Raw genomic sequence first — 26,210 nt, 5'->3', positions numbered from 1 at the left:
TTGACTTATTTAATTGGTTGTATTCCCTGATGAGTCGGAGTTACTTGTTTTATGGTTCCGTCTGGATTGAATTCTAATTTATCGATGCAGACTTCACGGTGAAAACCTCCGGCACTTCCCATTTTTATTCCGGTTGGGTAGGAGAATCTGTGATACGTAATGTACCATTCGTCTTTGTTTGGAATTTGCAAAACCGAATTATGTCCCGTTGCATAAATTCCCTGATCCGGGATTCCCTGGATTACAATATTGTTTTCAGGAATTTCAATTGGTCCCAAAGGCGATTTTGAAGTTCCGTATCGTACTTTGTAATTCGGGCTTCGGGTATCGTCTTCGCTCCACATAAAATAATAGGTTCCTTTTCTGTAGATGATGTACGTTCCCTCACGGAAAGTTTTGTCTATCTGAATTAATTTTATATCTCCTTTGAACGAAACCATATCATCGTTCAATTCGGCTACAGCCATATAATTATTACCCCAGTACAGATAACTTTTTCCCGTTTTAGGGTCTGTAAAAACATCCGGATCAATTTCCTGACCGCCTTTTACCCCTTCGGGTTTGGTGGCTACCAAAGCTTTTCCGCTATCTTTAAATGGTCCTGTTGGATTATCAGAAACGGCTACACCTATTTTTTGTGCTGCTGTGAAATAATAAAAGTACTTGTATTTTCCTTTGATCTTTTTTTCTATGATACAAGGTGCCCAGGCGTTTCTGTTGGCCCAGCTTACGTCTTTTGGAAGATCTAAAATAACGCCTTCGTCTTTCCAGTCAACCAGATTGTCTGATGAAAAGGTTTTAAAATAAGTTCCCGACCAACCATCAAAACCATCGCTGGTTGGATAGATATAATACTTTTTTGTTTTGTTTGAATATAAAATATCCGGATCGGCATAATAGCCTTCCAACACCGGATTGTTGTTTATTTTTGGAAATTTGGCTGGCATTCCCCATTTTTCAATAAGCCTTTTCAATTCGGAACGCGTGATAGGCAAAATCGTTCCGTGGCGTGGTTTGAAATCCATTGAAATTTCATCGTCAATTGCTTTGAAATTTTCTAAATCGGTACTTTTTGTAAACTGGTATTGTCCTTTTTTGTAAACATCGTACATCAAAATATAGTCATCCGAATTGTTGAGTTTAAAGATGCTTGATCCTTCCACTGATTCATTGGTTTGCTGCAAGTAATTATCGTTTTCTTTCCAGTTTCCAGAAGTCAAATTGGTTGTGGTGGCTACTTTGATACCTGCATTTTCGGTTTCGGTTTTATAAAAAAGATGATATAGTCCGTTTTTTTCAATGATATCACCATCAATACTGGACTTCTCAGACTTTGGAACAAACAGTAATTTCGGAGCACTTTCCAATCCTGTGAAATCTTTATTGGCATAGGCATAATAAATTTTATCTGCACCGTCTCCATGTTTCATGCTGAAGTAAATCATATATTTTCCTACTTTGGCATCATAAATAGTCTGAGGTGCCCAAACACGTTTCAGGTTTTCATTTCCGGCAAAAGCGGTTTGAATATTCACGACACTGCTTTTCCAATTTACCAGATCGGTACTTTTTAGCAAAACCATTGCACGATTACTGTCCCAGCCTTTTGATGAAGTCATATCAGTCAACACCATATAAAATGTTTTTCCGTCATCGCCACGTAAAATATGAGGATCACGAACTCCGCCTGTTGAACTGATGACTTTGCTGTCTAAAACCGGTTTGTTGCTGTTAAGGCTATGATACTGATAACCATCGGCGCTTACGGCATAATTAACCGCTTCTTCTTCTACTCTGTTTCCTGTGAAATAAACGAATAAATAGGCTGTCAAATCCTTTTCGGCAATAACAGGCGGTCCTCCTTTTGGAGTTTCCTGAGCTTGTAATAGATTAAAAATAGCTATTAATAGTACCAGACAAAATTGTGTTCTTTTCATTATCAATTGATTTTATTATGCTTTAAATTCCTAAAGATGCTAAAGCAAATTTTAAAAAGTTTCGTTTAAAAGTGTTTTCGAACTCATCTTAACCCGTATTACTACGAAAGAATACGGAGGCAATTCTTTTGAAAATGCTTCTTTGGCAGCTATTTTTTGAGTTACCGGTTTTGCCGTTGTTTTTTCCGGATGGCCTGACAATAAAGTATAAACGGCATTTTCAGCTGTTGAAAAATTTACAAAATCTATTGAAGGCGTTACCGCAACCGGAAGCAAATTGACCAATTTTACGATCAAATCCCCAGACGCATTATCCTGAACGGCAGAGACACCAATTCGTTTACTGATTTCATTATTGGTATCAGAAAGCTTTATTGTGCTTTGTAAATAAACATCTCCCGGATTCTGGCCATAAAGCTGTTGTACAAAATAATTAACCGTAGGTTTTACTTCACTTCCCGTAAAATAAATCAAATCGGGATTCCACTGTGTGTGTTTCTCACGAGCTAATAATGGTGCGTAAGATGCCATTTCAACTACATCCCCATTACGTTCTACACCCGTAAGATAGAGTGCTTCTGCGAGGGCGTTGTACAATTTGTTACCCCAGGAAGCATATTCTCCTAAATATACTTTTGATTTTGAGCGGTCGTAACCATCATAGAAATTCTGATTGTTGATGAACCAACCCGGACTTTGGTAATAATGTTCATCTACAATGGGCAGTTTCAGATCATTGGCAATTCTCCAGCCTTCGTTATAATCGGTTCCTTCGTTGAACGGACCAACAGTACCAATTACAATGATTTCAGGATATTTTTGCTGAACTGCTTTTACGATCATTCTGTAGCGCTCTTCGAAAACATCGCTGATCAGGTCTTCATTTCCGATTCCGATATATTTTAGATTAAACGGTTTTGGATGTCCTGCTTCGGCACGTTTTTTACCCCAAACACTGGTTGCACTTCCGTTTGCATATTCAATTAAGTCCAAAACGTCCTGTACATATTCGTCCATTTCATCCATCGGAATTCCGAATTGCTGTCCTGCTCCTCCATCAGATGAATTCTGACAGGGAACACCAGCCGCTAGAACCGGAACCGCCTCTGCTCCCAGGTCTTCGCAAAACTGAAAATATTCAAAATATCCCAACCCCATTGACTGGTGGTAATTCCAAATATTTCGTGAAGGAACACGGCTTTCTAAAGGTCCAATTGTGTTTTTCCAGCGATAAATATTGTGTAATCCATCACCATGCGCTACACAGCCACCAGGGAAACGCACAAATTTAGGATGCATACCTGCGATGGTTTCTGCCAAGTCTGCACGCAATCCGTTTTTGCGGTTTTTAAATGTTTTTTGAGGAAAAAGCGAAATCATATCAACAGCAGTTTCGCCAGTTGTACTAATTTCTAAATGGGCATCGGTTACTGTTTTGGATGATTTTAAAACGGTACTGATTTTTTTCCACGAAGCGGTTGGTTTTAATACGGCTTCCGCCAAAGTTTCTCCGTTAGCTCCTTTTAGTTTTACAGTACATTTTTCTCCTTTCGCAAATACACTAAAATCATATTTTTCGTTGGCTTTAAGGGCAATTCCATCGAATCCGGTGTTACTAATTGCGCCTTTTGTAACCACAGCATAATTGGGATTATTAGGATGAATTGGATTTTCTTTTGCAATTTTTAAATCACCGCTCCACGCCATTGTCGCATTCCATTTTTCATCACTGCCTTTCTTATCGCTTAGCGCATATTCGAAATCACGATTCTGAATCAGTTCACCATACAAACCGCCATCTGCGGCATAATTAATGTCTTCAAAAAATATTCCCGTCAGCATATTGCTGATTTTTTTAGACTGCTGGCTATTGATGTTAATTTGAGCCGTAACCGGTTTTAAACCCACAAATAATAAGCTGTCACTTTTTGGAGAAGTATTGTTTTGTCTGTCCTTAAACTTTACAGATTCCATTGTTTTGGTCAGCAATTCAACCACACTCCAGTCCACTTCTGTAATGGTGCCTTTTTCAATTTGACCATTTAAAAAAACTTCACTTAAATTAGGTGCCTTATTAACATCAATTATTGCTTTGCTGTACTTTTTGAAATCCTTGGTTGAAGAGGTATAATTGGTGTTTTCAGCTGTCCAGTGTATAATGTATTGTCCGTCTTTTCGGCTTACTTTTATACTTTGAATAACAGATTTAGCTTCTTTCGTTACCTCTTTCATTGCCTGAATGTAGTTCTGACTTTTCCAACTGATCAGGTCTTTACTGGATGCGTGAGCCAAAACATCGTCTTTTACACTCCAAAAACAGTGAAAAACGCCCAAATCATCTTTAAATAAAAAAGCTTCCGACATACTTTTGCCAGTTGGTCCCCAACTTCCATAATCTGACTTTAAAAAAGGATGTTCGGGGCCAATTGCAAACCAGCTTTTCTTATCGGAACTCCAGGCAAAATGGAGTCCGTTTTTACCGTTATTCTTTACTGTTGAATAGGCAAACAGATATACTTTCTCTGGTTTTTCTATTGTTGATCTGCATTCAAATCCAGACAGTAGAAAAAGCGACATCATACCTAAAAAACTATGTAGCAAAAACTTCTTCATTATTTTTTGTTTTTTAATTGGTAAAGAACAGCACTATGCGGTTTTAATGTTGCCGAAATTTCTTTTGAAGAAAGATTCAGTTTTTCGCCTGTCCACATGTTTGAACCTGAAGCAAAACCAGTAATACCAAGATCTGAAAGATTTACTGAAACACTTTGAGAATCAGTGTCCGAAATATTAAATAATGCTAAATAAACACTCCCGTCTTTAGGATTTCTTGAAGTCACGGCTATTTTTCCGTCCTGCTGAAAAAGCTGTTTTACGTCTGTACTTTCCTTGTGCATTTTTACCACTTCTTTATTAGTTAATAATGACAAAGTGAAAGCATCATTACTTGGCAAATCACCGCCAAAAAATAACGGAGATTTAAAAATATTAAAGAAAGTGATTAGTGTGTATTGCTCGTCTTTTGTTAATCGCGTCATTCGGTCTTCACCACGTTCTCCCCTTACTGAAATACGCCCTAACGGAATCATGTCACAGTCCGGCCAGGTTCCCGGAGCAATGTAAGGATACCATTTTTCACTAACCTTCATCAGGTGTGTAATATGCGGCCAGGTATCCCAAACGTCGTCAACCATTCTCCACATATTAGCATGTTCTTTTACGTGTGGTGCTGCAGAAATTGGCGTTTCACCCGGAGAAGTGCTTAATACGATTTTACGTCCGCATTTGTCAATAGCATTTCTGATTAAATTAATTTCGCCTTCGTGATAGGGTCTTGATAAATCATCAATCTTTATAAAATCTACACCCCATTGTGCGTATAATTCAAAAATAGAATCGTAATATTCCTGTGCGCCAGGCTTGTCTGCTACAATCGTATAATTATCTTTTAACCATTCGCACTGCAAGGCTGTAGTGTAAATTTGGTCAGCAGTAATTCCGTTTGCTCCTTTTATTGGCATTTTTTCTTCAACTGCTTTTTTAGGAATACCACGCATAATGTGGATTCCGAATTTCAGCCCTTTTTTATGGATGTAATCTGCTAAAGGCTTAAAACCCTGACCGTCTTTTGCGGATGGAAAACGGTTAACGGCCGGTAAATACCTTCCGTATTGATCCATTACATAACGCGGATCTGTCTGATTGTACCCTCCTGCCTTATCATTTTCTACAAACCATCTAATATCAACTACGACATATTCCCAACCATATTTTTTTAGTTCTTTTGCCATATAATCGGCATTGGCTTTTACTTCATGCTCTTCAACTGTTGGACCATAACAATCCCAGCTGTTCCAACCCATTGGAGGGGTTTGTGCCCATTGTTTGAATTCATCTTTCTTAAAAACTGCTTTTTGAGCATTTGAAAAAAATGATGTTAAAAAAATTCCTAATACTAAAATATTTATGCCTATTATTTTCATATTCATTAAAAATAAGTGTTAATACTACACTTCAAATATAATAAACTTTTTTTCATTTACAGCAATAAACCTGCCTGCGAATACCACATGCAGACAGGTTTATTGACAATTTAAAAAAACTAACTAATTTATCTTACATGCACCGTAATTTCAACAGGTTTTAGCCATTGACTTGTAAAAGTTACTTTTATCGGTTCTGTAGAATCTCCGTTGGCCTGAATATATGCTGCAATATGACCGTGATATACCCTATGAACATTATCTGTGTAATCTGTCATGTCGCTGTTGTTACCGGCTTCAAGTCCTAATAAAGTCCCCGGGCCACTGATTGTACACGTCACTTCATTATCTGAAAGCATTACCGGCAGTCCGTTTTGATCTTTTACCTGAACCATTATTTTGGCAACACCTTTTTCTTTGGCAATTGTCATATTGGTGTCAGCTATTGTTAATTCAACAGGCTGTTGTGTTGTCGTAATTGAATATCTGCTCACTTCTTTATCATCATTGCTTAAACCGATAACTTCTAATTTACCTGAAGCAAAAGGAATATCCCAATACATAATTCCGGTTTTTTCGTCATATGATTTGATATTACCTACAACTTTTCCGTTTAATTCCAAACGTGCTTTTGCAGCATTGGTATAACAAACTACACGGATTTTTTGTCCTTCTTTGTAATTCCAGATTGCCCATGCATCCATAGAAATGTCTTTTTCATTTTTTAAAGGATAAGTTCCGATGTACGCCATGGGTTTATCAGACCATAATGACTGACGGAAATATCCTCTTGGCTTAATTATTCCGGCAAAATCAACCAATCCAGAGTAAAATCCTCTTGAAGGCCATCTTCCTGATTCTCCCAAATAATCAATTCCTGTCCATAAAAACTGTCCGAAAATATGCTTGTTATTTTTTACAGCCAGCCATGGTTCCATGTCATGTCGGTTCTCGCTTCCGTAAATCACTCTGTTTGGATATTTCTCATGATCAGACTGGTATTTGCTTTCTGTATAATTATATCCTGCAATGTCTAAAGCACCCGGATATTCTGTTTCGTTAGACATCGCTACCCCTGCCAAACCAGCTGTCGTTGGGCGTGATTTATCATATTTTTTAACTGCTGCAACCAGACGTTTTGCGATTGCTCCAAGGCGCATGGCATCCGGTGCGTCTTTTTTGTAACCTCCGTAAGCAGCCTGACCAAAACCGTCTTTTCCTTTGTCCAAAACCGGATGAGAATAGGGATCGTTTGGATAATCTACTTCGTTACCAATGCTCCATGCAAAAACCGAAAGGTGGTTTCTGTCACGACGTACAAAATCTTCAAGGTCTTTTTCGGCATAATCGGCAAAAATATCAAACGTTCCTTGAAATCCGGGAGTTCCGTAATTCCAGCCTTCCAGCCATTTACGTTTTGGGAATTCCCATTCGTCATACGCTTCGTTCAATACCAGTATTCCTAACTCATCACAAAGTTCATAAAAATCAGGTGCCTGTGGGTTATGACTGGTACGAATAGCGTTTACGCCTATTTCTTTCAATGTTTTCAATCTGGTTTCCCAAACTTCGCGAGGCACTGCAGATCCTAAAACTCCGGCATCATGATGTAAACAAACCCCTTTCATTTTCATCCATTTTCCGTTAAGGGCAAAACCATTATTTGGATCAAAAGTAAAATCCCTGAAACCTGTTTTTGTAACTGTTTGATCAATTTGCTTTCCATCTTTCAATACAGTTGTTTTAAGCTGATATAAATTTGGATGCTCTAAATCCCATAGCTGAGGATTTTTCACATTCATTTTAACTGAAATCTTTCCGTTTTGTTTAGATGCAACGTCAACTTTAGAAGAAGCTTTTGCAACCGATTTTCCGTCTTTCGAAATCAATTCGTTAATTACCGTAAGAGTTGATTTTGATGCAGAACCGTTTTCTACCTCCACCTCAACATTCAAAGTTCCGGTTCCTTTTTTTACTTCCGGATAAGCATAAACGCCCCATTGTGCAATATGAACAGGATTTGCATACACTACCCAGACATTTCTGTAAATCCCGGAACCTGTATACCATCTCGAATCGGCACTCTGACTGTGGTCTACACGAACTGAAATCGTGTTTTCTCCTCCGTATTTTACAAACTGAGTAGCATCATAAGCGAAAGAGAGATATCCGTTAGGGCGTTTTCCTAATGAATGTCCGTTGATGAATACCTCGCTTCGGTTGTACACGCCTTCAAAATACAAATACACTTTTTCTCCGGCTTTGCTTTGCGGAATATTGATTGATTTTCTGTACCAGGCAATTCCACCCGGCAGATAACCGGTACAACTTGCCAGTGTTGGACTCAACTGCCCTTTTACACTCCAGTCATGAGGCACATTTACAGACTGCCATTTGCTGTCGTCAAAAGTGGTGTTTTTTGCCTCTGAAACATCCTGAAGATTGAATTTCCAGTTGTCATTAATTTTTTTCGAATCTCCAAACGAAATCTGGCTGAAAGCCGAGACGCACGAAAAGAGAAGTACCGGTAATAAGATCTTATTTGTAAACATTTTTTTAAAGGTTCTAAGATGCTAAGAATCTGATTTTCTAAGCTTTCCTTAATTTGTAATTATTTTTTTGTTTCAGGTTTTAGGTCTCACGTTCTTCTAAACCTGCAACTTTAATATTGCAAGTTACCAAGATAAGCCAAAACAGATTTAAATCCTTTTCATTTTCTATCGGCATTATTTTGTCATTCCGACCGAGGAGGAATCTTCCCAAGTAACTCCGTAATCAAAAGGGACAATCTTTGTCGATCTTGCAACGGAGATTCCTCGTTCCTCGGAATGACAAATATTACGAGTAAACTTTATTTATAAGTTCCAACATAAGTCACCACTGATCTTGCCGGAATTTCAAAATTTGACATATCAACTGCAGTCCCTTTTTTCAAACTTAACGTTTCTGAAGTTATATAAGGTGTAAATTTATTGTCAACCAAAGTTCCTCCTGAAAGATTCAATTTGTATGATTTTGCCGATTTGCTAATGTTAACCGCCACAATAACTAGTTTTTTTCCGGCAACATCTTTATAAGCTGTCAACATCACATCAGTTGTAGCTGCTGCGTTGTCCAGATCAGGAATTGCAACCCTTACCATTCCCGGTTTTACGAAGAATGAAAAGTTTCCTAAAGCCCAAAGCGTTTTGGAATCCCTGATGAATCCGTCATTTTTACAATAGTCTGCATCTCCGGCACCATTACTTGAACCATTATCAACGTGAATTAATCCGTCTTTATAATCGCCACGGCTAATCGCTGTCCACCATTGCCATGAAGTTACGCCTCCAATTGCGATATCGGTACTGATGATACGGGCTGTCCAAAGTGCCAGGGACATTCCTAAATCTCTTCCCGGTCCTGCTCCTCCAGGAAGTTCTGCTGTTCCCGGATTTTCTAAAACACAGTATTCTGTAGACCAGAGGCTTAATCCTCCTATTGACTGTGCTCTTACAGCAGCAGATTGCCTGGAATTAATAAGCTCGGTCAAAGGCCATGCCTGCCAGTAACTATGTGCCGAAATAGTCTTTTTTACATTGCTAAGCCCTGCGATATTTTTTGCTGAATTTACTCCAAAGAAATAATCAATTTGGTTCGATCTGTTTTCTTTTCCTGCAATCGTTTTATACAAAGGCTCATAAGACCCGCCTTCTCCAACCACAATTTCAGAACTCAACCCTTTTGATTGCAATTTTGGAGATAAAATATTTACAAAACTGTAAATATTAGCATTTGTAGCAGGAGAACCTTCCTGTCCTGAACCGTCCCACTCGTATTGTGGCTCGTTGAACGGACTCACATAATCGATTGTTAAACCATGTTCTGACTTTAACTTATCTAAAGAAGTGACCCAGAAATCAGCCAGATCAGCCATTTTTCCTTCCTTCAAATTGTAATATTCCTTAATACTGGCATGAGCTTTTCCGTTTTGAGTTAAATAAACCGGAGCACTGTTTGAAAACGCTAATAATTTTTCGGCACCACGCTCTTTAGCGGCCTTCATAAACCAAACCTGACCGGCTTGTTTAGTCATATCATAGCTAACTCCATCTGTTGTAAAACATTCTGTACGTCTCCATTCGTCACCAATATCACTTGCATCACCTTGTTCTGCACTTCCTGCACCCAGGTTAAAACGCCATAATGACAAACCAATTCCTTTTGGATTTCCCTCAGCATCAAATTCTTTGCTGAACAATAAATCGGCCATTTGGTTTCTTTTATCAGCAGGCCAGTTTTTTCCAATAAAGTTACATTGCCACGCATCTGATGCACCAAAGCTTTCCATGGTTTGGAGATTCATATCGAGATTTACATTCAATTCGGTTGTTGTAGCTTCCGAATTTGAATTTTCATTGTTTTCAGAGTCGCAGCTCACTAATAAAGAACTTGCGAAAAGCAAGCCTGCACATAGCAGACTTACTTTATTGTTATTGTTAAATCTCATCTTAATAATTAGGATTTTGAGTAATTATACCACCGCTTAAATCTCTTTCTAACTGAGGTATTGGCCAAAGTAAATGTTTTGCAGGATCAAAATTAATTCCCTTATCTTGTGATTCCCTTGTATTTGTGGTTTCGTAAGGATCCGTTGAATTCAAGTTGTATTGAACAAAAGTTCCGTTTGGCCCCATTAACGTTTCAATAACCCTTTTTCCTGTAGTAGGATCTTTTTCACGACGAATATCAAACAAACGCAAGCCTTCAAAAGCCAATTCGAGACGACGCTCTTTATAAATTTGTTTTAAAAGCGTTGGTCCTGATATTCCGGTTTTAGGTTCTAAATCTACACGATCCCTGATGATGTTGATATCTGCCAAAGCATCTCCTCCTGTATGATAGTTGGCTTCTGCCCTTGTCAAATACATTTCAGCCAGACGAATCAATGGAATATTTAATGGCAAGTGTCCGTCTTTTTTATCCAAAGCACGACGTGTTGCAATCGGAATATAATATTTTCTGCAGATACGCCCTGATTTATTATCATTCAAACTGAATTTATGAGTCGGATTCAAAACCTCATCCCCATAAGCAGCTTCTCCCCATTTTGTGATGGTACTTCTACGACGGATCTCGTCATTTTCAGAAAGATAAGCATTTTCTAAATCGCTGGTTGGCATACACCATCCCCATCCGTCAAGAACATCCCGGGCATCATTACTTGGAAAATTTTTCTTGTCTTCTCCCCTTGCTCCTGATAAAGTTGGCAGCATAGATCCTAAACTTTCATTTTGTACAGAGGAAGACTGAGCCTCTAAAATAGACTCTTTACCGTTATGATTGTTTACATTCCAAATGTTCAGAAAATTTTCTTCCAGAGAATAAGGTCCTTCTGTAATTACTTTGTTGGAATATTGTTTTGCATCTGCCCATTTTTCTTGAAATAAGGTAACGCGTGCCAACAAAGCATAAGCAGCCCATTTGTTTATTCTTCCATTTCTTGCTACCGGAATATTTTCCAGTTTTGCTGCCGACTCTTTAAGATCGGCCTCAATTTGTGCATATACTTCTGCTGCAGGACTGCGCTGTAATTTTAAATCACCTGTTCCTAAAGATTTTGTATATAACGGAACTGCTCCAAAAAGATTAACCAATTCATAGTAACAATACGCACGAACGAATAAGGATTCTCCCATATATTGATTTTTCTGAGAATCAGTAATTGGTGAAACGTCCATTTTCTCCAAGCCAATATTTGCCGACTGAATTGTATAATAATGTGCCGTGTAAATACTATTCATATCACCCATATTATCTGGTGTAATGATATATTGCGAAGCTGGTCTATGCGCACTATTATCCTGACCAGTATTGCCCATCCAGGCATCATCAGTAGCCATTTCGTTTGTAACTCTTGGCGCCAACAAAGCATACCAATCTTTAGAAAGCAATAATCTTTGCGTTAATTCATTGGTATAATTTTCGCATTCCTGCGCTGTTTGAAAGTAGTTCTCTAAAGTTTGAGTCCCTCTCTCTTCTTTTTCTATAAAATCCTCGCAGGAAACTGCAAATACCGAAAAAGCTATTATGGATAAAATTATTTTTTTCATGTCTTTTATTATTAAAATGCTACATTAAGACCCATCAAAATTGTTGGCTGAACCGGATAGTTCCATCCTCCAAAACCTGACCCTTTAACTCTGTCATCCTGATCAGGATTTCCTCCTGCCACTTCCGGATCAACTCCTGTATATTTTGTCCAAGTCCATAAATTTTGACCTGACAATGACAGTCTCAATTTATCTAATCCAAATTTATTCTGGAAAGTAAATCCGACCTGAATGTTCTTCATACGTACAAATGAACCGTCTTCCACATAAAAAGAAGAGAATTTAGAATAGTTTTCGTTATTGTCATCTTTCGACAAACGGGGAACATAATTAGAAGTTCCTTCTCCGTGCCATGCCATCTGGTCTAACCCACTTACTTTGTTGGTCAGGCTTGCACCATTATATAAATCTGAAATATTCTGGTTTACGATATCGTTTCCAATACTTGAATAGAAATTAGCTACCAAATCGAATTGTTTGTAGGCGAAGTTTAAATTCAAACCAATATTATAATCAGCCCATGGGGAACCAATTTTAGTTCTGTCTTTATCGTCTAATTTTCCGTCTCCGTTTACATCTTTAAAACGAATATCACCCTCTTTTGCATACGGCTGCAATTTAGTTCCGTGTTCGTCAGTATGAGAATTTAGTTCTGTTTGATTTTGAAACAAACCATCTGCTACATAGCCGTAAAAATATCCCGGGACTTCACCTTTTACAGTCAAAGTCCTGTTTCCTGCTCCGTATAATCTTTCTCCTTCAGATGATAAAGACAACATCTCAACATTTACTGTAGTAAAAGTTACATCTGCACCATAAGAGAAATCCCCTTTTTTATCTTTATAAGAAATTAATAAGTCAATTCCACTTGATTGCATTGAACCTACATTAGTCCAGATTGTTGCATATCCCGGAAAACCGCTGTATGTTGGAAACTGTTTCTTGAATAACATGTCATTTGTTTTCTTTTGATAGTATTCTAATGATCCTGAAAGTTTGTTTTTCCATAACCCGAAATCAAGTCCAAAACTGATATCTTCAACCGTTTCCCATTTGATATCTTTATTTGCCATGGATGACGGAAAAGAAGTATCTACCATTTCACCTCCGATTACGTAGTAGCCTTGTCCAATATTAGATTGATAAACTGAAGCCGGCAGACCCTGATTACCTACTTTACCCCAACCGGCTCTAAATCTAAGATCATTTATTACCTCTTTTGTGGACTCCATAAAGCCTTCATTCGAAATTCTCCAGGATACAGATGCAGAAGGGAAATTTGCCCATTTATTGTTAGCCATAAACTTAGAGGAACCGTCACGTCTGAAAGTACCTGTAAAATAATATTTACTGTCGTAGTTGTATGAAAAACGCGAAATATAAGACATTACTGAATTTGACCAGCTATTACCCTGGCTATCACGGTTTTTAGTAGCAGCATTTACTTCTCTCATCGATTCTGAATTGTTTGGTACACCTTCACCATAACCCCAAACATCATTACCATTGTACTCTTCCATAGTACTACCAATCATTAAGGAAGCATTGTGTTTCTCTGCAAATGCTCTGGAATACGTTGCCGTAGTCTGCCATGTCCAGTCAGTATTTGTAGTCGCTCTTCTTTCAACACTATTAATCTCGGCTTTTTCATGAGCAGCATCAATGATAAAATCGGGTCTAAATATACTTTGTACTTTATTTCCAACTTCAATAGATCCCTGTGTGCGAATTACCAAACCTTTGATTGGTGCGTATTGTAAATAACCATTTGTATTTAAATTATACTGATCTGTATAATCATCATATCTTTTTACTGCAGCTACCGGATTCCAAACATACGAAGGAGAACGTGCGTAAATGCTATACTCGTTTTCTAATCCGGTTAATTGGTCTGCGGGTTTGTAAATTGGCGTTATTGGATCAATTTTATCAAAATCTGCCCAGTTTCCTGGCCCGCCCCAAGTTTCGTAACGTGGGTTTAAAGTAATTCCTGCTGAGAATTTATCTGAGAATTTAAAGTCATTTGCAATTCTCATCGTAATTCTTTCCCAACCTCCTACTTCATACATAGATTCTGCATCATAATAGTTCAGGCTAATCGCATAAGTATGTTTATCAGAACCTCCGCTAACTCCTAAAGAGGCATTTGTTACAGGAGCTCCTTTTCTTATTCCGGCATCCCACCAATTAGTAGTTTTTCCTCTGTATTGAGAGGGATTTGGTAAATAATCTGCATATCCCGAATTATTATATGCTGTGTTCATTATAGAAGCATAGCTTTCAGCATTTGCCATATCATACGGATTGTCCATGATTTGAAAACCTGAACTCAAATCAAAAGTGAATCTTGTTTTTCCTGCTTTTCCTTTTTTTGTTGTAATCAGAATAACTCCATTCGATGCCCGTGAACCGTAAATTGCACTTGCAGAAGCATCTTTTAAAACCTCCATCGATTCAATTTCGTTATTACTCAAAAAGTTAATACTTGGTCCCATCGGAATACCGTCAACTACATAAAGCGGATCTGTACTCAGGTTTATGGTAGAAATACCACGAATCAAAACCCTTGGCTGTGCTCCCGGACCACCTTGTCCTGTAACCTGAACACCCGCTACTTTTCCCTGCAAAGATTCTGTAACATTACCAACCGTCATCGTTTGAAGTTCTTTTCCTTTTACTGAAGAAATAGAACTGGTCACATCGCTCTTTTTAACAGACGCATATCCTACTACTACAATCTCGTCCAAAACCTGGCTGGACTCTTCCATGATTACGTCGATGGTTGTTTTATCTCCAACCGCAACCAGTTTAGTGGTGAAACCGATGAAAGAAAATTCGATCTGAGCATTATTATTTGGAACCGAAATCGAAAATTTACCATCAAAATCAGATGCTGTTGCGTTAGAAGTTCCTTTAACAATTACATTAACCCCCGGAATTGGCACATTGGCTTTATCCTTCACAGTCCCTTTGATTGTTATTTGCCCAAATGATGCAGCACTGCATAATAAGACAATAAAAAACCATATATATTTAAATTTCATATTTAGCTATTTTATTTATTAATGTTATAACAAGACTATAACAAACTATTTTTTTGTTATAAAAGCTCTTTCTAACTCGGTATCAAGAACAACTTTGTAAACTCCCGGTGCGGCTGGATATTTAGCATTCCCGTTTTCTCCCGGTGACATTGTTGCAATACCATTTTTGATTAATCTCCATGAAGGGTTCCACCATTGACCAGTAAAGGTCGCTTCCATAGTTCCTGTTAAGGTATATTCTCCAACTAATTGGTAAGGGTTGCTAGGGTTATTTGCCAAATGCAATCCTTTTTGAACCCAGGCATCCCACGTATCCCATGTGGCACCCTGAATTCCGCCTCCGCAAACACTTACAAAAGGTTTTCTTTGTGCCTCAACATCATGCCATAGTCCATTGGCAACATCTGCCCAAACTTTGCTCGATGGCGTGTATTGAGTTGCGGTATACTTCAATGTGTTTGGATTTACTTTTATAACATAATACCCTTTTGCAGGTAAAATAATTGGTGCTGAAGCAACATCATCGATAATGTTTCCTGAGGCGTCTAATCCAAAACAATGTGGGGCAAAGTCTGATTCCTGTCCTAAGAAATAAATTTCTTTATTGTCTTTATCGGCATAATATTTAAATTCAAAATCCTGTCCGGCTTTCTCGTGAAAATACATCGGAACACCAACTGCATCAGTCGTAAGATTGGTTCCTTTTGGCTGATCACATAAATATATTGCCGGATACTCGTTTGTCGCTATAATATTGATATTTAACGTTCCTGTATTTGGAATTGCAAATTTATCTTTTGCCGTAATGGTTAACACATAATTGTCAGCAGTAACAGGCAGTGTATATGTTTTATTGAAAGTATAGGATTGAGGAGAGTCTGTTAACTGAACCATCTCATCGATACCTAGGGCAGCACACTGGACCTGAATATAATCAATACCGGAATCGTCATTTACAACAAAATTCACAGGCATTAGATTGCTTGTCGATAACAAAATAACGGCTCCTTCTTTTGGGGTAACCATACTTATTGCAGGGGCAGTAAATTCTCCGTCCAAACGCAGGTTGATTTCTTCATTGATAACATTTCCTGAAACGTCTGTTATCGCCAATTTTATTTTTAAAACTTCAGATGTTCCTCTATCAGCCGGAACTTCGAAAAAATAACTTAAATCGTAAGTTTTAAGTAAAGGATCAGTTGCAAAAGCAATCACTTTATCAAGGGATAATTCAGGAATTTGAATTTGTACACTTTTTAATCCCAGGTCATCAGCCAAAGCGGCTTTTATTTCAAATTTTCTGGTTGGTGCACCATAAATTTCTTTTGTAGCAATTACAATTGTTGGATCGTCAGAACTCGGAAAATCTGACTCGTTATTTTGGCATCCGGTAACAAGGACGGCAAAAAGGGTAAGAAAAAATAAGAATACATTTTTTTTCATTTTTTTGGTTTTAAAGTTAGGTTTGGTTTTTTTTTAAAATTTTAAAGGTTGCAGATAATTTTATGTCTATCTCAGTCCTCTAATCTGAGTTGAAAACACAACTGCAAAAGGATTATTGGGTTATTTTCATATTGGGCTTGATTAATTATTATATACTTTCTTTTATATTTTGAATTGCATTAAATTAAAACTAAAATTTATTTTATTTAAACCCGCAGTTTTTTTTACTGCGGGTTAGATAAGTAAAACCAATTCTGACTATCTCATTTAAAGAAGGCTCAATTCCTTAAACAGACAAAAAACTTATCGTAAAACAACACTTAATAACATACACAGTAACATAACTAACATAATTACCTGTTAAGTGCAAAGTAATGTCTAGTTTGAAATTTTGATGAGGGTCAAAATGGAAAAAAAAGGAGGTCAAAATGGTAATTACAAGTTATTTTAGACTTAAAATTAATGACTCAGAAAAAATAAAAGCCTTTTTTTACATAAAACATAATTCTATGTTTAATTATGCCGTTAATTGATAATGATATAATTCTTAAAGAAATAAGTGATTTTACAGACGTAAAAAAGGTGCTTTTATAAATCTGATTTTATACTTCCCGAAAAAAATATCATCCTGAACCATTCGGCTACGCTTAGGAAAAACTTGATCGAAAGCTTTTCACACAGAAAGGGTTTCGACTTCGTTCAGCCTGCCACGTTTGAATTACCCAACAGATTAAGAGCAAACTATTTTATAATATTCAAATCGGCATTGAAAGAGTTTTTGTATTTTTTAATATATTCAGAAGGTGTCATTCCAAACAATTTTACAAATTGCTGTCTGAAATATTTAGGATCTTCAAAACCAACCTCAGCACTTGCCTGGGCAATATTCATTTCTTCGGTTAGCATGAGCATAGCAGCTCTTCTTATTCTAACCGAACGAATAAAAGCATTTAAAGTCTGACCCGAAATGATTTTTATTTTGGTATAAAGTGTTCTGTGGCTCATACCCATTTCCATGGCAAAATTCTTGATGGCAAAATCTCTTTTATGAATATTGGCTTCGACAATATCAATACATCTTTTCAAGATTTCCTGATATTCTACCGGAACTTTTTGCGTATTCTCTTTAAGTGTTATACTGTCTAAGAAATAGGCTCGAAGATTACTGCGATTTCTTAAAAGAGATTCTACTCTCGCAACCAAAATATCGTCGTCAAAAGGTTTTGTAATATAATCATCGGCACCGCCACTGATTCCCTGAAGATGTGTTTCGGGATTCTTTGATGCTGTTAGCAAAATAACCGGAATATGAGATAAATTATCACTTTCCTTAATTTTTCTGCACAGTTCGAGCCCATCCATCTCTTCCATCGTAATATCACTAATTACCAGATCCGGCATGTATTTTTTTGTCTGTTTCAAACCTTCTTCACCGTTTTCTGCACTGTAAACGATGTGATTTTTTGAAAACAACTTAATCAGATATCCTCTGATTTCTACATTATCATCAATTATTAAAACAGTACGTTTATCAGTAAGCATATTGTTCTGAAAATCATTTTCAGGAGTAACCGAAACTGTATTATTTTCTTCAGGATCATCAATAATCAATTCATTAAATAACTGGCTTCTTTGTGGAATATCATTCGTAATTTCAACATCTTCAAAATGGCTGTTCCCTTTTAAAAATATTAATTTAAAAGCACTTCCTTTTCCCGGTTCACTGGTACAGCTTATAGTTCCTTTATGTTTATCCGTAAAATATTTCACAATATAAAGTCCGATTCCGAAACCGGTTCCAACCGAAACTTTTGAATTGATCTGCTTAAATTTTTCGAAGATAACTTCAATGTCTTTTTGCTCTATACCGACACCCTTATCTAAAATTTCAAGTATTACTTCGGTCTCATTTTCAGTCAATATAAGATTAATTTCTCCACCAACATGAGTATATTTAAACGCATTCGACATCAGATTGAACAACGAAATTTCAATTTTCTCATAATCTCCTATAATCATAATATCATGATCCGGAATAGTAAAGTTGTATTGAATATTCTTTTCTTTTGCCTGATTTACAAAACACTGATATACCTCATTGCATAAATTATTGACATTGATTGTCGATAATCTAAGCGAATCGGCATCATTCTCTGCTTTACGAAAAAGTAACAGCTGATCTACCAGACTCAAAAGTCTTCTTGCATTTCGGTGTGCAATCGCCAAATCACTTCCTGAAGAACCATTTTGAACACTTTCTTTTTGTACTGCTTTTTTTAGCGGATTTATAATCAGCGAAAGCGGTGTTCTAAACTCATGTGATATATAGGTAAACATCGAAGATTGTTTTTCGGCTATTTCTCTTTCCTTCTTGCTTTCCAGTTCGGCAATTTTAACCTTATATTTTAGTCTTTCTTTGTTTTTATTGTATTGCAGGTATGCAAAAAGGATTCCGACAATTGTCAATAAATACAACGAATAAGCCCACCAGGTTCTGTACCATGGCGGTAAAACTTCTATAGAAACAAGACTTACTTCTTTGTTCCAGCCACCTTTAAAATTGGTGGTTTTCACCTTAAAAGTATATTTCCCTTCAGGCAGTCTTGAATAATTTGCTTTTCGGGCCTGACCCACATAATTCCATTGCTCATCCCAGCCATCCAAAAAATAAGCATAATTTATCTTGTCGGCATTGTTGTAATCAATGGCAACAAATTCTAATGATAAGGTTGTCTGATCGTGCGCCAGTCTGACTTCTTTTATTTTACCTGTATCTGAGGCTGACATTACTTCAACCTTACTTTCTTCAATTGGCTGGTTGTTTATATAAAAATCTGTCAGCAATAAATTATTTTTCTGATTGGGTCCTTTAATCGCTTCAGGAAAAAAAATATTAAAACCATTTATTCCGCCAAAAAGAAATTCTCCCGTTGATAATTCAATTCCGGCATTAAAACTAAACTGATTACTCTGAAGTCCATCATTTACAGAAAAATTGCGAAATGTTTTTCTCTTTTTATCAAATCTGCAAATACCATTATAGGTACTCATCCAAAGGTTTCCTTCTCTGTCTTCGAGTAATCTTAAAATGGTATTGGATGGCAAACCATCATCTGTGGTAAATCTTTTAAAAGTATTTGTTTTACGGTCAAATAATAACAATCCTCCCTCCTGAGTTCCCAGCCAAAGGTTTTTATCTTTATCTTCATGAATACATCGAATAGGGTTTCCGATGATTGTTTTATTGATTTTTCGGGTTTCTTTTTCAATAGAAAATAATGTAGTATAATTTCCTCCCCACAGTTTTCCATCATTGGTTTCTGTCAGGCACTGCAAATTATTAACGGTATTGTCAAAAAGTGCAAAACGATTTACAGCACGGTCAAAAAGATACAAAGAACCTTCGTTTGTCGCGCCTGCCCAAATATTAGCTTTTGAATCCTTATAAACAAACCAAATATTTTTCTCATTCTGTTTTGTAAAAGGATTATAGCATGAAAACTGAGTTACAGTATTGCTCTTTTTATTGATTCGGTTTACACCACCGGCCCAGGTAGAAAGCCAGATGTCATTATTATTATCACGGACAATTCCGGTAATAAAATTACTCGGAAGCTTGTTACTGTAACTGGTATAAGTATCCTTTTTTCGATCCCAATATTTTAAACCTGCACCATCTGTACCTAACCATATATTGTTTTTTTCATCTTCGCAGAAAGATAATATAAAGTTTTCGGCAGGATCTTTAGCCTTATTCCTGATGCTTTTAAAATATTTAGGCGTATTGCTCAGCATGCTTATTCCTCCCCGCAAAGAACCAAACCATTTGTTTCCCGATTTGTCTTTATATAAACTCCAAACCGAATTACTTTTGGCAAGCTGATTATCTTTTATCGTCATGTAAGGAATCGCTTTTTTATCTTTTCCGATGACCTGATAAATTCCACAACCGTCAGTTGTAAGCCAAATTTCTCCTTCTTTTTCCAGATGAATATCGCTGACAATACATTTGTTTGTAAAATAATTTTCAGACAGTGAACCTGATTTAGTGTTAAACAAAAAAAGCCCTTCGTCAGTTCCCAGCCAAAGATTTCCATCAGAGGCCAATTTCATTGTTTTTACCTCTAAAGAAAGCGGGAAAATTACGTTCAGGCTTTTAGAAGTATAACTGTAAGTACAAACCCCTGTATTCCGGATATACACCCAGCAGCGGGCATTTTTTTTATCATCCTGAATGGCTACAGCATCATAATTGTTAGTAGTTTTTTTATTTCCAAATAATTTAAAGGGAATCTGTTTGCCTACAAATAATCCATTCTCGAAAGCTATCAAACCTAAATTCTGAGAAGCAACTAAGACAAGATTATCAGAAACAGCCCGTATTTGATGAATAATATCTTTTAAGTCTTTTGGTTTCTCATCTGACAGTGTATATTTTACAGAATGAAATGTTGCTGTAGTTTTGTTATAAATACAAACCCCATTTGCTCCTCCAACCCAAATGTTTTTTTTTGAATCGCCTTCGATATTATAAATCGTATTAAACAATAATGATTTTTTATCATTGATCCGATTACGAAAAACTTTAAAATTATATCCGTCATAACGATTCAGTCCATCATAAGTTCCAAACCACATATAACCATCACTATCCTGAAATATTGTGGTAACTGAATTATTAGATAACCCGTCAGATATATCAAGAAATTTTACCGGATTTTCCTGAGCGGAAACAAGTGCGTAAAATCCCATTAAGGCTACCAGATTTATAAAAAAATTCTTCAAGATTTATTCAATTTATATAATTTAGATTTCAATTTATTTTTAAAGTACAATTATGCGATAAAATTATCATTAATTAAAAATAACTTAAGAAAAAATGTTAAATCCTTATGAATAAAATTCATCCTTTATCTGCCATTATACAATTAAATATCAAATTCATAGGATTTAAAGCTCACCATATCGATATTTACCTTAATGGAAGTATTATATTATTGATGGGAAACTGGAAATGAAATCGATATCATTTCCAGAAAAAATTTAAGAGTTGCTTATATGACTTCCGGAGCCCTGTTTTCCTTATTTACAAAAAGGGTTTGTGTTGGAAAAGCAAATTCAATACCTTCTCGTTCAAAAGATGAAAAAATATCCAGATATACAGCCTGCTGGTTGTCCATATAGGTATTATAATCAGGGCTTAAAACATAGTACACAATTTCAAAATTAAGGCTGAAGTCTCCATAACCGGAAAAGTGTCCCCTGTCAAACTGAAGATCCGGACGAGTAATGATAATACCTTTTACAATTTCGGGGATTTTAGATAATTGCGCATGAGTGGTCTGGTAGGTTACTCCCAACGAAAAAACTACCCTTCTCCTTTCCATACGTTTAAAATTGTGCAGCCTCGAATTGGTAAGATCTGTATTCGAGCATATCAGCTGCTCCCCGCTTAAAGTACGGATACGTGTGGTTTTGATACCTATATATTCTATTATTCCATTTTCACTACCCAAAGAGACAAAATCACCAATTTCAAAAGGCCTGTCAAAGAAAATTACAAAATAGCTAAAAAGATCACCCAGCACTGTCTGGGCGGCTAATGCAATGGCAATCCCACCAACACCTAATCCTGCTATAAGGGTTGTAACGTTATACCCCATGTTGTCAATAAGGAAAATAATACCGCAAATCCATATTATAATATTTACTATAACAATGAGCCCTCCAGCCTGCTTTTCTTTATTTTCAATCTCTTCTCCGCGATTAATAAAAGAATATACAAATTTTTTAAATGCGGCACTGATGATCTTCAGCACAAAAAAAGTAAAAGAAAACAGGTACGCTATACGGATAACCTTATCAAAAGCAGCCTCTAATTTTAATGTTAAAAGTGCAAAATATACCGAACTGATGTATAATATAGGAATCACAGAACTTTCCAGAACAGCAATAATAAAATTATCCCACGTTGTTTCTGTTGTAAGTGACCATTTTTTTACCCGCTTTATTACTACGTTTTTCAATATTTTAATACTAAATAGTGCCACTGCTATTATTGCTGCTGCAACTATCCATTGGTAAAGTGTGTTTTCCAGAAAGGTGACATTTAAAATGTTTTCCATAGTAAAAGTTTTAAGTTTGAATTATCTAAATAATTAACTGCAAACAAAACCATGTAAATGGAGGTATAATAGAGACGCAGGGGTACTAATCAGATGGAGTTGCCGGGAAGCTTTACGAAATTCGCCTGTAGAATGAGACAGGCAATGATGAAATAACTATTTTAATAACAGCCATCGATTTATAGCAATAACGAATTATATACACAACTATATTGCATGGTAGTGTGCCGATAATCAGTTTTTCAAAGTTACATATATAAAAAACCGATTCCAAGGTATTTTAATTTAATATCTTTTTTACACCGGGAACAATTGCCATTTGAAAAATAATTGGTTTTAATATCCATGATAAGTTCTCTTTGTGCTGCAACTCTTATAATTGCACTATATTTTTCTCTATCGGAAGGTTGTATCACTATTTATTAGCCACAAATTAATTTGTGAAAATTTATGTAATTCGTGGCTAAATATTTTTTTTGAAGCTAAAGCAAAATCCACTAAAACACCTAGTTGTAAACTATATCTGAGACCAAAATATTCCCTAATTCCTGCTTTGTTTAAATTATTAAACCTGAAATTCTAATAATTTTCCTATTTTAAACATTTTTATTCCTAAATTAAATTTGTATTTTCTATATTTAAAAAATAATATAGCAGGTGTGAATTATATAACTTGTTGTTAAAATTGTATAAATTAAGGTTCGTAATTAGAGTTATCTATGCAATTATAAATATTTCAATATGAAGGAAAATAAGATTACAGGCGTATATGTATCCTTTAACATAGGGATATAATTTTACTGTAATAAGAAGATTTTGTAAGTAAACATAAAATGGAAGATTATGTTTATTATGGACGCCCGTCTCATACATATGTATTTGACGGGTTTTTCATGTTTACGCAATAAAAACACCACATATAACTGATTTACACGACATTAAAGATAATAAACAATCAAATTAGGAGTAAAATATTTGTTATTTATAATTAACTTTTAGCCCATTGTCAGGAAAATGTCATTAATAAATTTATTATATTTGATAGCGCCATTTGAATCTTAGCTTTTTCCATCTGGTAATTAATTCCCTGAAAATCATTTTATATCAGCCAGTTTGATTGCAAAGTAAGTATTACGACAAAAATTTATTTGCATCTGATTCCTTTTGATAAAGCTAAGAATACGATTTTTAATTTTCGAAAAATTTAATGCCCCGGATATGACTTATAAAAATATTTTACAAATAGACGATGATACAGATGATTGTGAATTATTTTTGGAAGCATTACAAGCAATTTCAAGTGCTTTATATACCTCTATTAATGATCCGGTAGACGCATTGCGAAAACTAATTCATAAAGAAATTTCCCCTGATGTCATTTTTCTTGATTTAAATATGCCTGTGATGTCAGGTATGGAATTTTTAACTGAAATTAAAAAGAATGATATCATAAAAAATATTCCAGTTATCATTTTTTCCACTTCGCAATTTGATGAAATTAAGCGTCAGGCAAAAAATAATGGCGCACATGATTTTATTTCAAAGCCAAGTGATTTTAATGAATTAAAAAAAATTTTAAGTCTGTATATTTCATAAATCCCTTATTTTAAATTATGGTTATAATTTTTTAAATTACAAATTGTATCAGGATTAATCAAAAACAATGAAATTATCTACTCAAATTCTTTTAGCATTTACATTGGTAATTTTACTGTCTGTTGCAGATTCGTACAGTAATTATAATTTATCTATCAAAGTGCAGCGTAATTCGCAGTTTCTATCAGAATCAGAAGAAATTATCCGTAACTCCAATAAAGCACACAGGGCGATAATTGAAATGCAGAGTGGCCTTCGTGGATATTTGCTTACTAATGATTCCTCATTTTTAGACTTTTATTATGATGGCCTTAAAAATGTCCCCCCTTTACTTAAGGAACAAAAAAAAAGAATTGGCAAAAATCCTGTGCAGCTATCTTTGTTAGATTCAATTACTGCCCTTCATAATTTATGGCTGGTACGAACAGCTGATCTGATAAACGCCCAGAAAAACAATCCGCAATATTACCAGACAGTTTATGATACAAAACAAAGACTTGTTGGGAAAAACATAAATGATGCTATTACCAAAAAGTTCAAAAAATTTGACAAAATTGAGTACAAGACAAGAAAACATCATAGTGACATGCTGCTTCACTCTTTGAGCAGCACCAGAACCTTTTCCTTAATCTTTCTGTGTTTAACTATTTTTACAGGTCTGTGCAGTACCTTTTATATTGTCCTGATGATAACCAACAGGATTAATTCTATGGTCCGGCTGGCAGATAATATATCCAAAGGTAAATTTACCATTGTCAGAGATTCCAGAAATGATGAGTTAAGTGCTTTGTCTGCTTCACTCAATATCATGTCAGGCAAGCTGGAAAAAAATATCCATGACCTCGAAAACAAAAATGAAGAACTCAACAAGTTTGCTTATGTTGTTTCACACGATCTTAAAGCCCCTATTCGTGGTATACATAACGTAATAACCTGGATCGGGGAAGATTTATCCGATGAACTTTCCCCACAACTAAAAAAATACCTGCAGATTATCCCTCAAAGAACACAACGTATGGAAGCGCTTATAAACGGGTTGCTGGATTACGCGCGAATCAACCGCAAGACCCCAACTGAACTGGTTGACGTCAATGTACTTGTTCATGAAATAGCCGAGTCTATTGTGCCGAGAAATTTTACAATTAATATTGAAAACTTACCGGAAATTTTCACAGAAAGACTTAAACTGGAGCAGATATTTGTTAATTTGATTAGTAATGCCGTAAAATATTCCAAGCCGGAAACGGGATTTATTAAAATTACCGGAAAAAAAACAATGGACTATTTTGAATTTTCGATAAAAGATAACGGGATAGGCATTGCAGTAGAATACCATCAAAAAATTTTTGAAATATTTCAGACCCTTCGGGAAAAGAATGAAATAGAAAGTACCGGAGTGGGTTTGGCTATCGTAAAAAAAATAATTGATGAACAACGGGAAACAATAATTGTAAAATCAGAACTGGGTAAGGGTACCGAATTTATTTTTACCTGGAGAAATAGCAAAACAGTATGAAAAAACCAACCATATTACTTATAGAAGACGATGAACTTGATATTATAAGCGTCGAACGATCATTAAAAAAAATCGAAAGCGGGTATATTCTACATACCGCTTACAACGGAATAGAAGCTTTTAAAATGCTCAGGGATACAACAATGCCTTTAATTCCTGATGTTATTTTATTAGATATCAATATGCCAAGAATGAATGGCATCGAATTTTTGCAACTCCTGAGATCAGATGAAATCTTAAAAGATATAAAAGTTTTTGTAATGACCACATCATCAGAAAGCAGTGATCGATCAGCTGCAGAAGAATTAGGAATATCGGGATATATTTTAAAACCGCTAAATTACACGGACAATACCAAAAGATCAGACTCAATGGATGCTTTTGTTCAGTTTCATCTTCGTAAGATATTGCACAACGAGAATACATAACCCGAAATTTTGATTTAGCAGGCACAGGATTTTATCATTTACAACC

The 26,210-nt window shown here is 35.9% G+C and carries 13 protein-coding genes; 3 read left to right on the top strand and 10 right to left on the bottom strand.

The window, feature by feature from the left end; all coding sequences use genetic code 11:
- Window positions 1-5: 5 nt before the first annotated feature.
- The 10 genes from J2W48_RS17690 to J2W48_RS17645 all read right to left on the bottom strand — a co-directional run bounded on the left by J2W48_RS17690 (window position 6) and on the right by J2W48_RS17645 (window position 22,624).
- Window positions 6-1,937, bottom strand: a complete 1,932-nt coding sequence (locus tag J2W48_RS17690) for a glycoside hydrolase family 43 protein (protein WP_310283026.1) — start codon at window positions 1,935-1,937, stop codon at window positions 6-8.
- Between the two features lie 51 nt (window positions 1,938-1,988).
- A complete protein-coding gene (locus J2W48_RS17685) occupies window positions 1,989-4,550 on the bottom strand; it encodes an alpha-L-arabinofuranosidase C-terminal domain-containing protein (protein ID WP_310283025.1) in 2,562 nt (853 codons plus the stop codon).
- Entirely contained in the window at window positions 4,550-5,920 is a 1,371-nt protein-coding gene (locus tag J2W48_RS17680; RefSeq protein ID WP_310283024.1) for a glycoside hydrolase family 27 protein, read from the bottom strand. The genes J2W48_RS17685 and J2W48_RS17680 overlap by 1 nt, the downstream gene beginning before the upstream one ends.
- A gap of 128 nt (window positions 5,921-6,048) precedes the next feature.
- Window positions 6,049-8,472 carry a glycoside hydrolase family 2 TIM barrel-domain containing protein gene (locus tag J2W48_RS17675; protein ID WP_310283023.1) on the bottom strand — a complete coding sequence of 808 codons (2,424 nt, stop codon included), beginning with the start codon at window positions 8,470-8,472 and terminating at the stop codon, window positions 6,049-6,051.
- A gap of 299 nt (window positions 8,473-8,771) precedes the next feature.
- Window positions 8,772-10,409, bottom strand: coding sequence for a glycoside hydrolase (locus J2W48_RS17670; RefSeq protein ID WP_310283022.1), 1,638 nt, complete (start codon window positions 10,407-10,409; stop codon window positions 8,772-8,774).
- A gap of 1 nt (window position 10,410) precedes the next feature.
- Entirely contained in the window at window positions 10,411-12,012 is a 1,602-nt protein-coding gene (locus tag J2W48_RS17665) for a RagB/SusD family nutrient uptake outer membrane protein (protein WP_310283021.1), read from the bottom strand.
- Between the two features lie 11 nt (window positions 12,013-12,023).
- Window positions 12,024-15,056: a SusC/RagA family TonB-linked outer membrane protein gene (locus tag J2W48_RS17660; protein WP_310283020.1), complete on the bottom strand. Its 3,033-nt coding sequence runs from the start codon at window positions 15,054-15,056 to the stop codon at window positions 12,024-12,026.
- Window positions 15,057-15,101: 45 nt separating this feature from the next.
- Entirely contained in the window at window positions 15,102-16,499 is a 1,398-nt protein-coding gene (locus tag J2W48_RS17655) for a cadherin repeat domain-containing protein (protein ID WP_310283019.1), read from the bottom strand.
- Between the two features lie 741 nt (window positions 16,500-17,240).
- The gene (locus tag J2W48_RS17650) at window positions 17,241-21,284 is read right to left on the bottom strand and encodes a hybrid sensor histidine kinase/response regulator transcription factor (RefSeq protein WP_310283017.1); all 4,044 of its coding nucleotides are present in this window, start codon (window positions 21,282-21,284) and stop codon (window positions 17,241-17,243) included.
- 269 nt (window positions 21,285-21,553) lie between these two features.
- Window positions 21,554-22,624 (bottom strand): mechanosensitive ion channel family protein, encoded by a 1,071-nt coding sequence (locus J2W48_RS17645; protein WP_310283016.1) that lies wholly within the window; start codon window positions 22,622-22,624, stop codon window positions 21,554-21,556.
- A 1,218-nt stretch (window positions 22,625-23,842) separates the two neighbouring features.
- Here J2W48_RS17645 and J2W48_RS17640 point away from each other — a divergent pair.
- The 3 genes from J2W48_RS17640 (at window position 23,843) to J2W48_RS17630 (ending at window position 26,164) form a co-directional block, all read left to right on the top strand.
- The gene (locus J2W48_RS17640; protein ID WP_310283015.1) at window positions 23,843-24,220 is read left to right on the top strand and encodes a response regulator; all 378 of its coding nucleotides are present in this window, start codon (window positions 23,843-23,845) and stop codon (window positions 24,218-24,220) included.
- 67 nt (window positions 24,221-24,287) lie between these two features.
- The gene (locus tag J2W48_RS17635; protein ID WP_310283014.1) at window positions 24,288-25,736 is read left to right on the top strand and encodes an ATP-binding protein; all 1,449 of its coding nucleotides are present in this window, start codon (window positions 24,288-24,290) and stop codon (window positions 25,734-25,736) included.
- The gene (locus J2W48_RS17630) at window positions 25,733-26,164 is read left to right on the top strand and encodes a response regulator (protein ID WP_310283013.1); all 432 of its coding nucleotides are present in this window, start codon (window positions 25,733-25,735) and stop codon (window positions 26,162-26,164) included. Before J2W48_RS17635 ends, J2W48_RS17630 begins: the two co-directional genes overlap by 4 nt.
- The last annotated feature ends 46 nt before the right edge of the window (window positions 26,165-26,210 follow it).

It is taken from the genome of Flavobacterium piscis, assembly GCF_031457575.1.
Taxonomy (GTDB): domain Bacteria; phylum Bacteroidota; class Bacteroidia; order Flavobacteriales; family Flavobacteriaceae; genus Flavobacterium; species Flavobacterium piscis_A.
This window is presented reverse-complemented; position numbering and strand designations above follow the sequence as displayed.

Bases quoted from the DNA above. Each gene is read 5' to 3' on its own strand.
- J2W48_RS17690 (WP_310283026.1), bottom strand. From the start codon at position 1,937: ATGAAAAGAACACAATTTTGTCTGGTACTATTAATAGCTATTTTTAAT.
- J2W48_RS17685 (WP_310283025.1), bottom strand. From the start codon at position 4,550: ATGAAGAAGTTTTTGCTACATAGTTTTTTAGGTATGATGTCGCTTTTT.
- J2W48_RS17680 (WP_310283024.1), bottom strand. From the start codon at position 5,920: ATGAAAATAATAGGCATAAATATTTTAGTATTAGGAATTTTTTTAACA.
- J2W48_RS17675 (WP_310283023.1), bottom strand. From the start codon at position 8,472: ATGTTTACAAATAAGATCTTATTACCGGTACTTCTCTTTTCGTGCGTC.
- J2W48_RS17670 (WP_310283022.1), bottom strand. From the start codon at position 10,409: ATGAGATTTAACAATAACAATAAAGTAAGTCTGCTATGTGCAGGCTTG.
- J2W48_RS17665 (WP_310283021.1), bottom strand. From the start codon at position 12,012: ATGAAAAAAATAATTTTATCCATAATAGCTTTTTCGGTATTTGCAGTT.
- J2W48_RS17660 (WP_310283020.1), bottom strand. From the start codon at position 15,056: ATGAAATTTAAATATATATGGTTTTTTATTGTCTTATTATGCAGTGCT.
- J2W48_RS17655 (WP_310283019.1), bottom strand. From the start codon at position 16,499: ATGAAAAAAAATGTATTCTTATTTTTTCTTACCCTTTTTGCCGTCCTT.
- J2W48_RS17645 (WP_310283016.1), bottom strand. From the start codon at position 22,624: ATGGAAAACATTTTAAATGTCACCTTTCTGGAAAACACACTTTACCAA.
- J2W48_RS17640 (WP_310283015.1), top strand. From the start codon at position 23,843: ATGACTTATAAAAATATTTTACAAATAGACGATGATACAGATGATTGT.
- J2W48_RS17635 (WP_310283014.1), top strand. From the start codon at position 24,288: ATGAAATTATCTACTCAAATTCTTTTAGCATTTACATTGGTAATTTTA.
- J2W48_RS17630 (WP_310283013.1), top strand. From the start codon at position 25,733: ATGAAAAAACCAACCATATTACTTATAGAAGACGATGAACTTGATATT.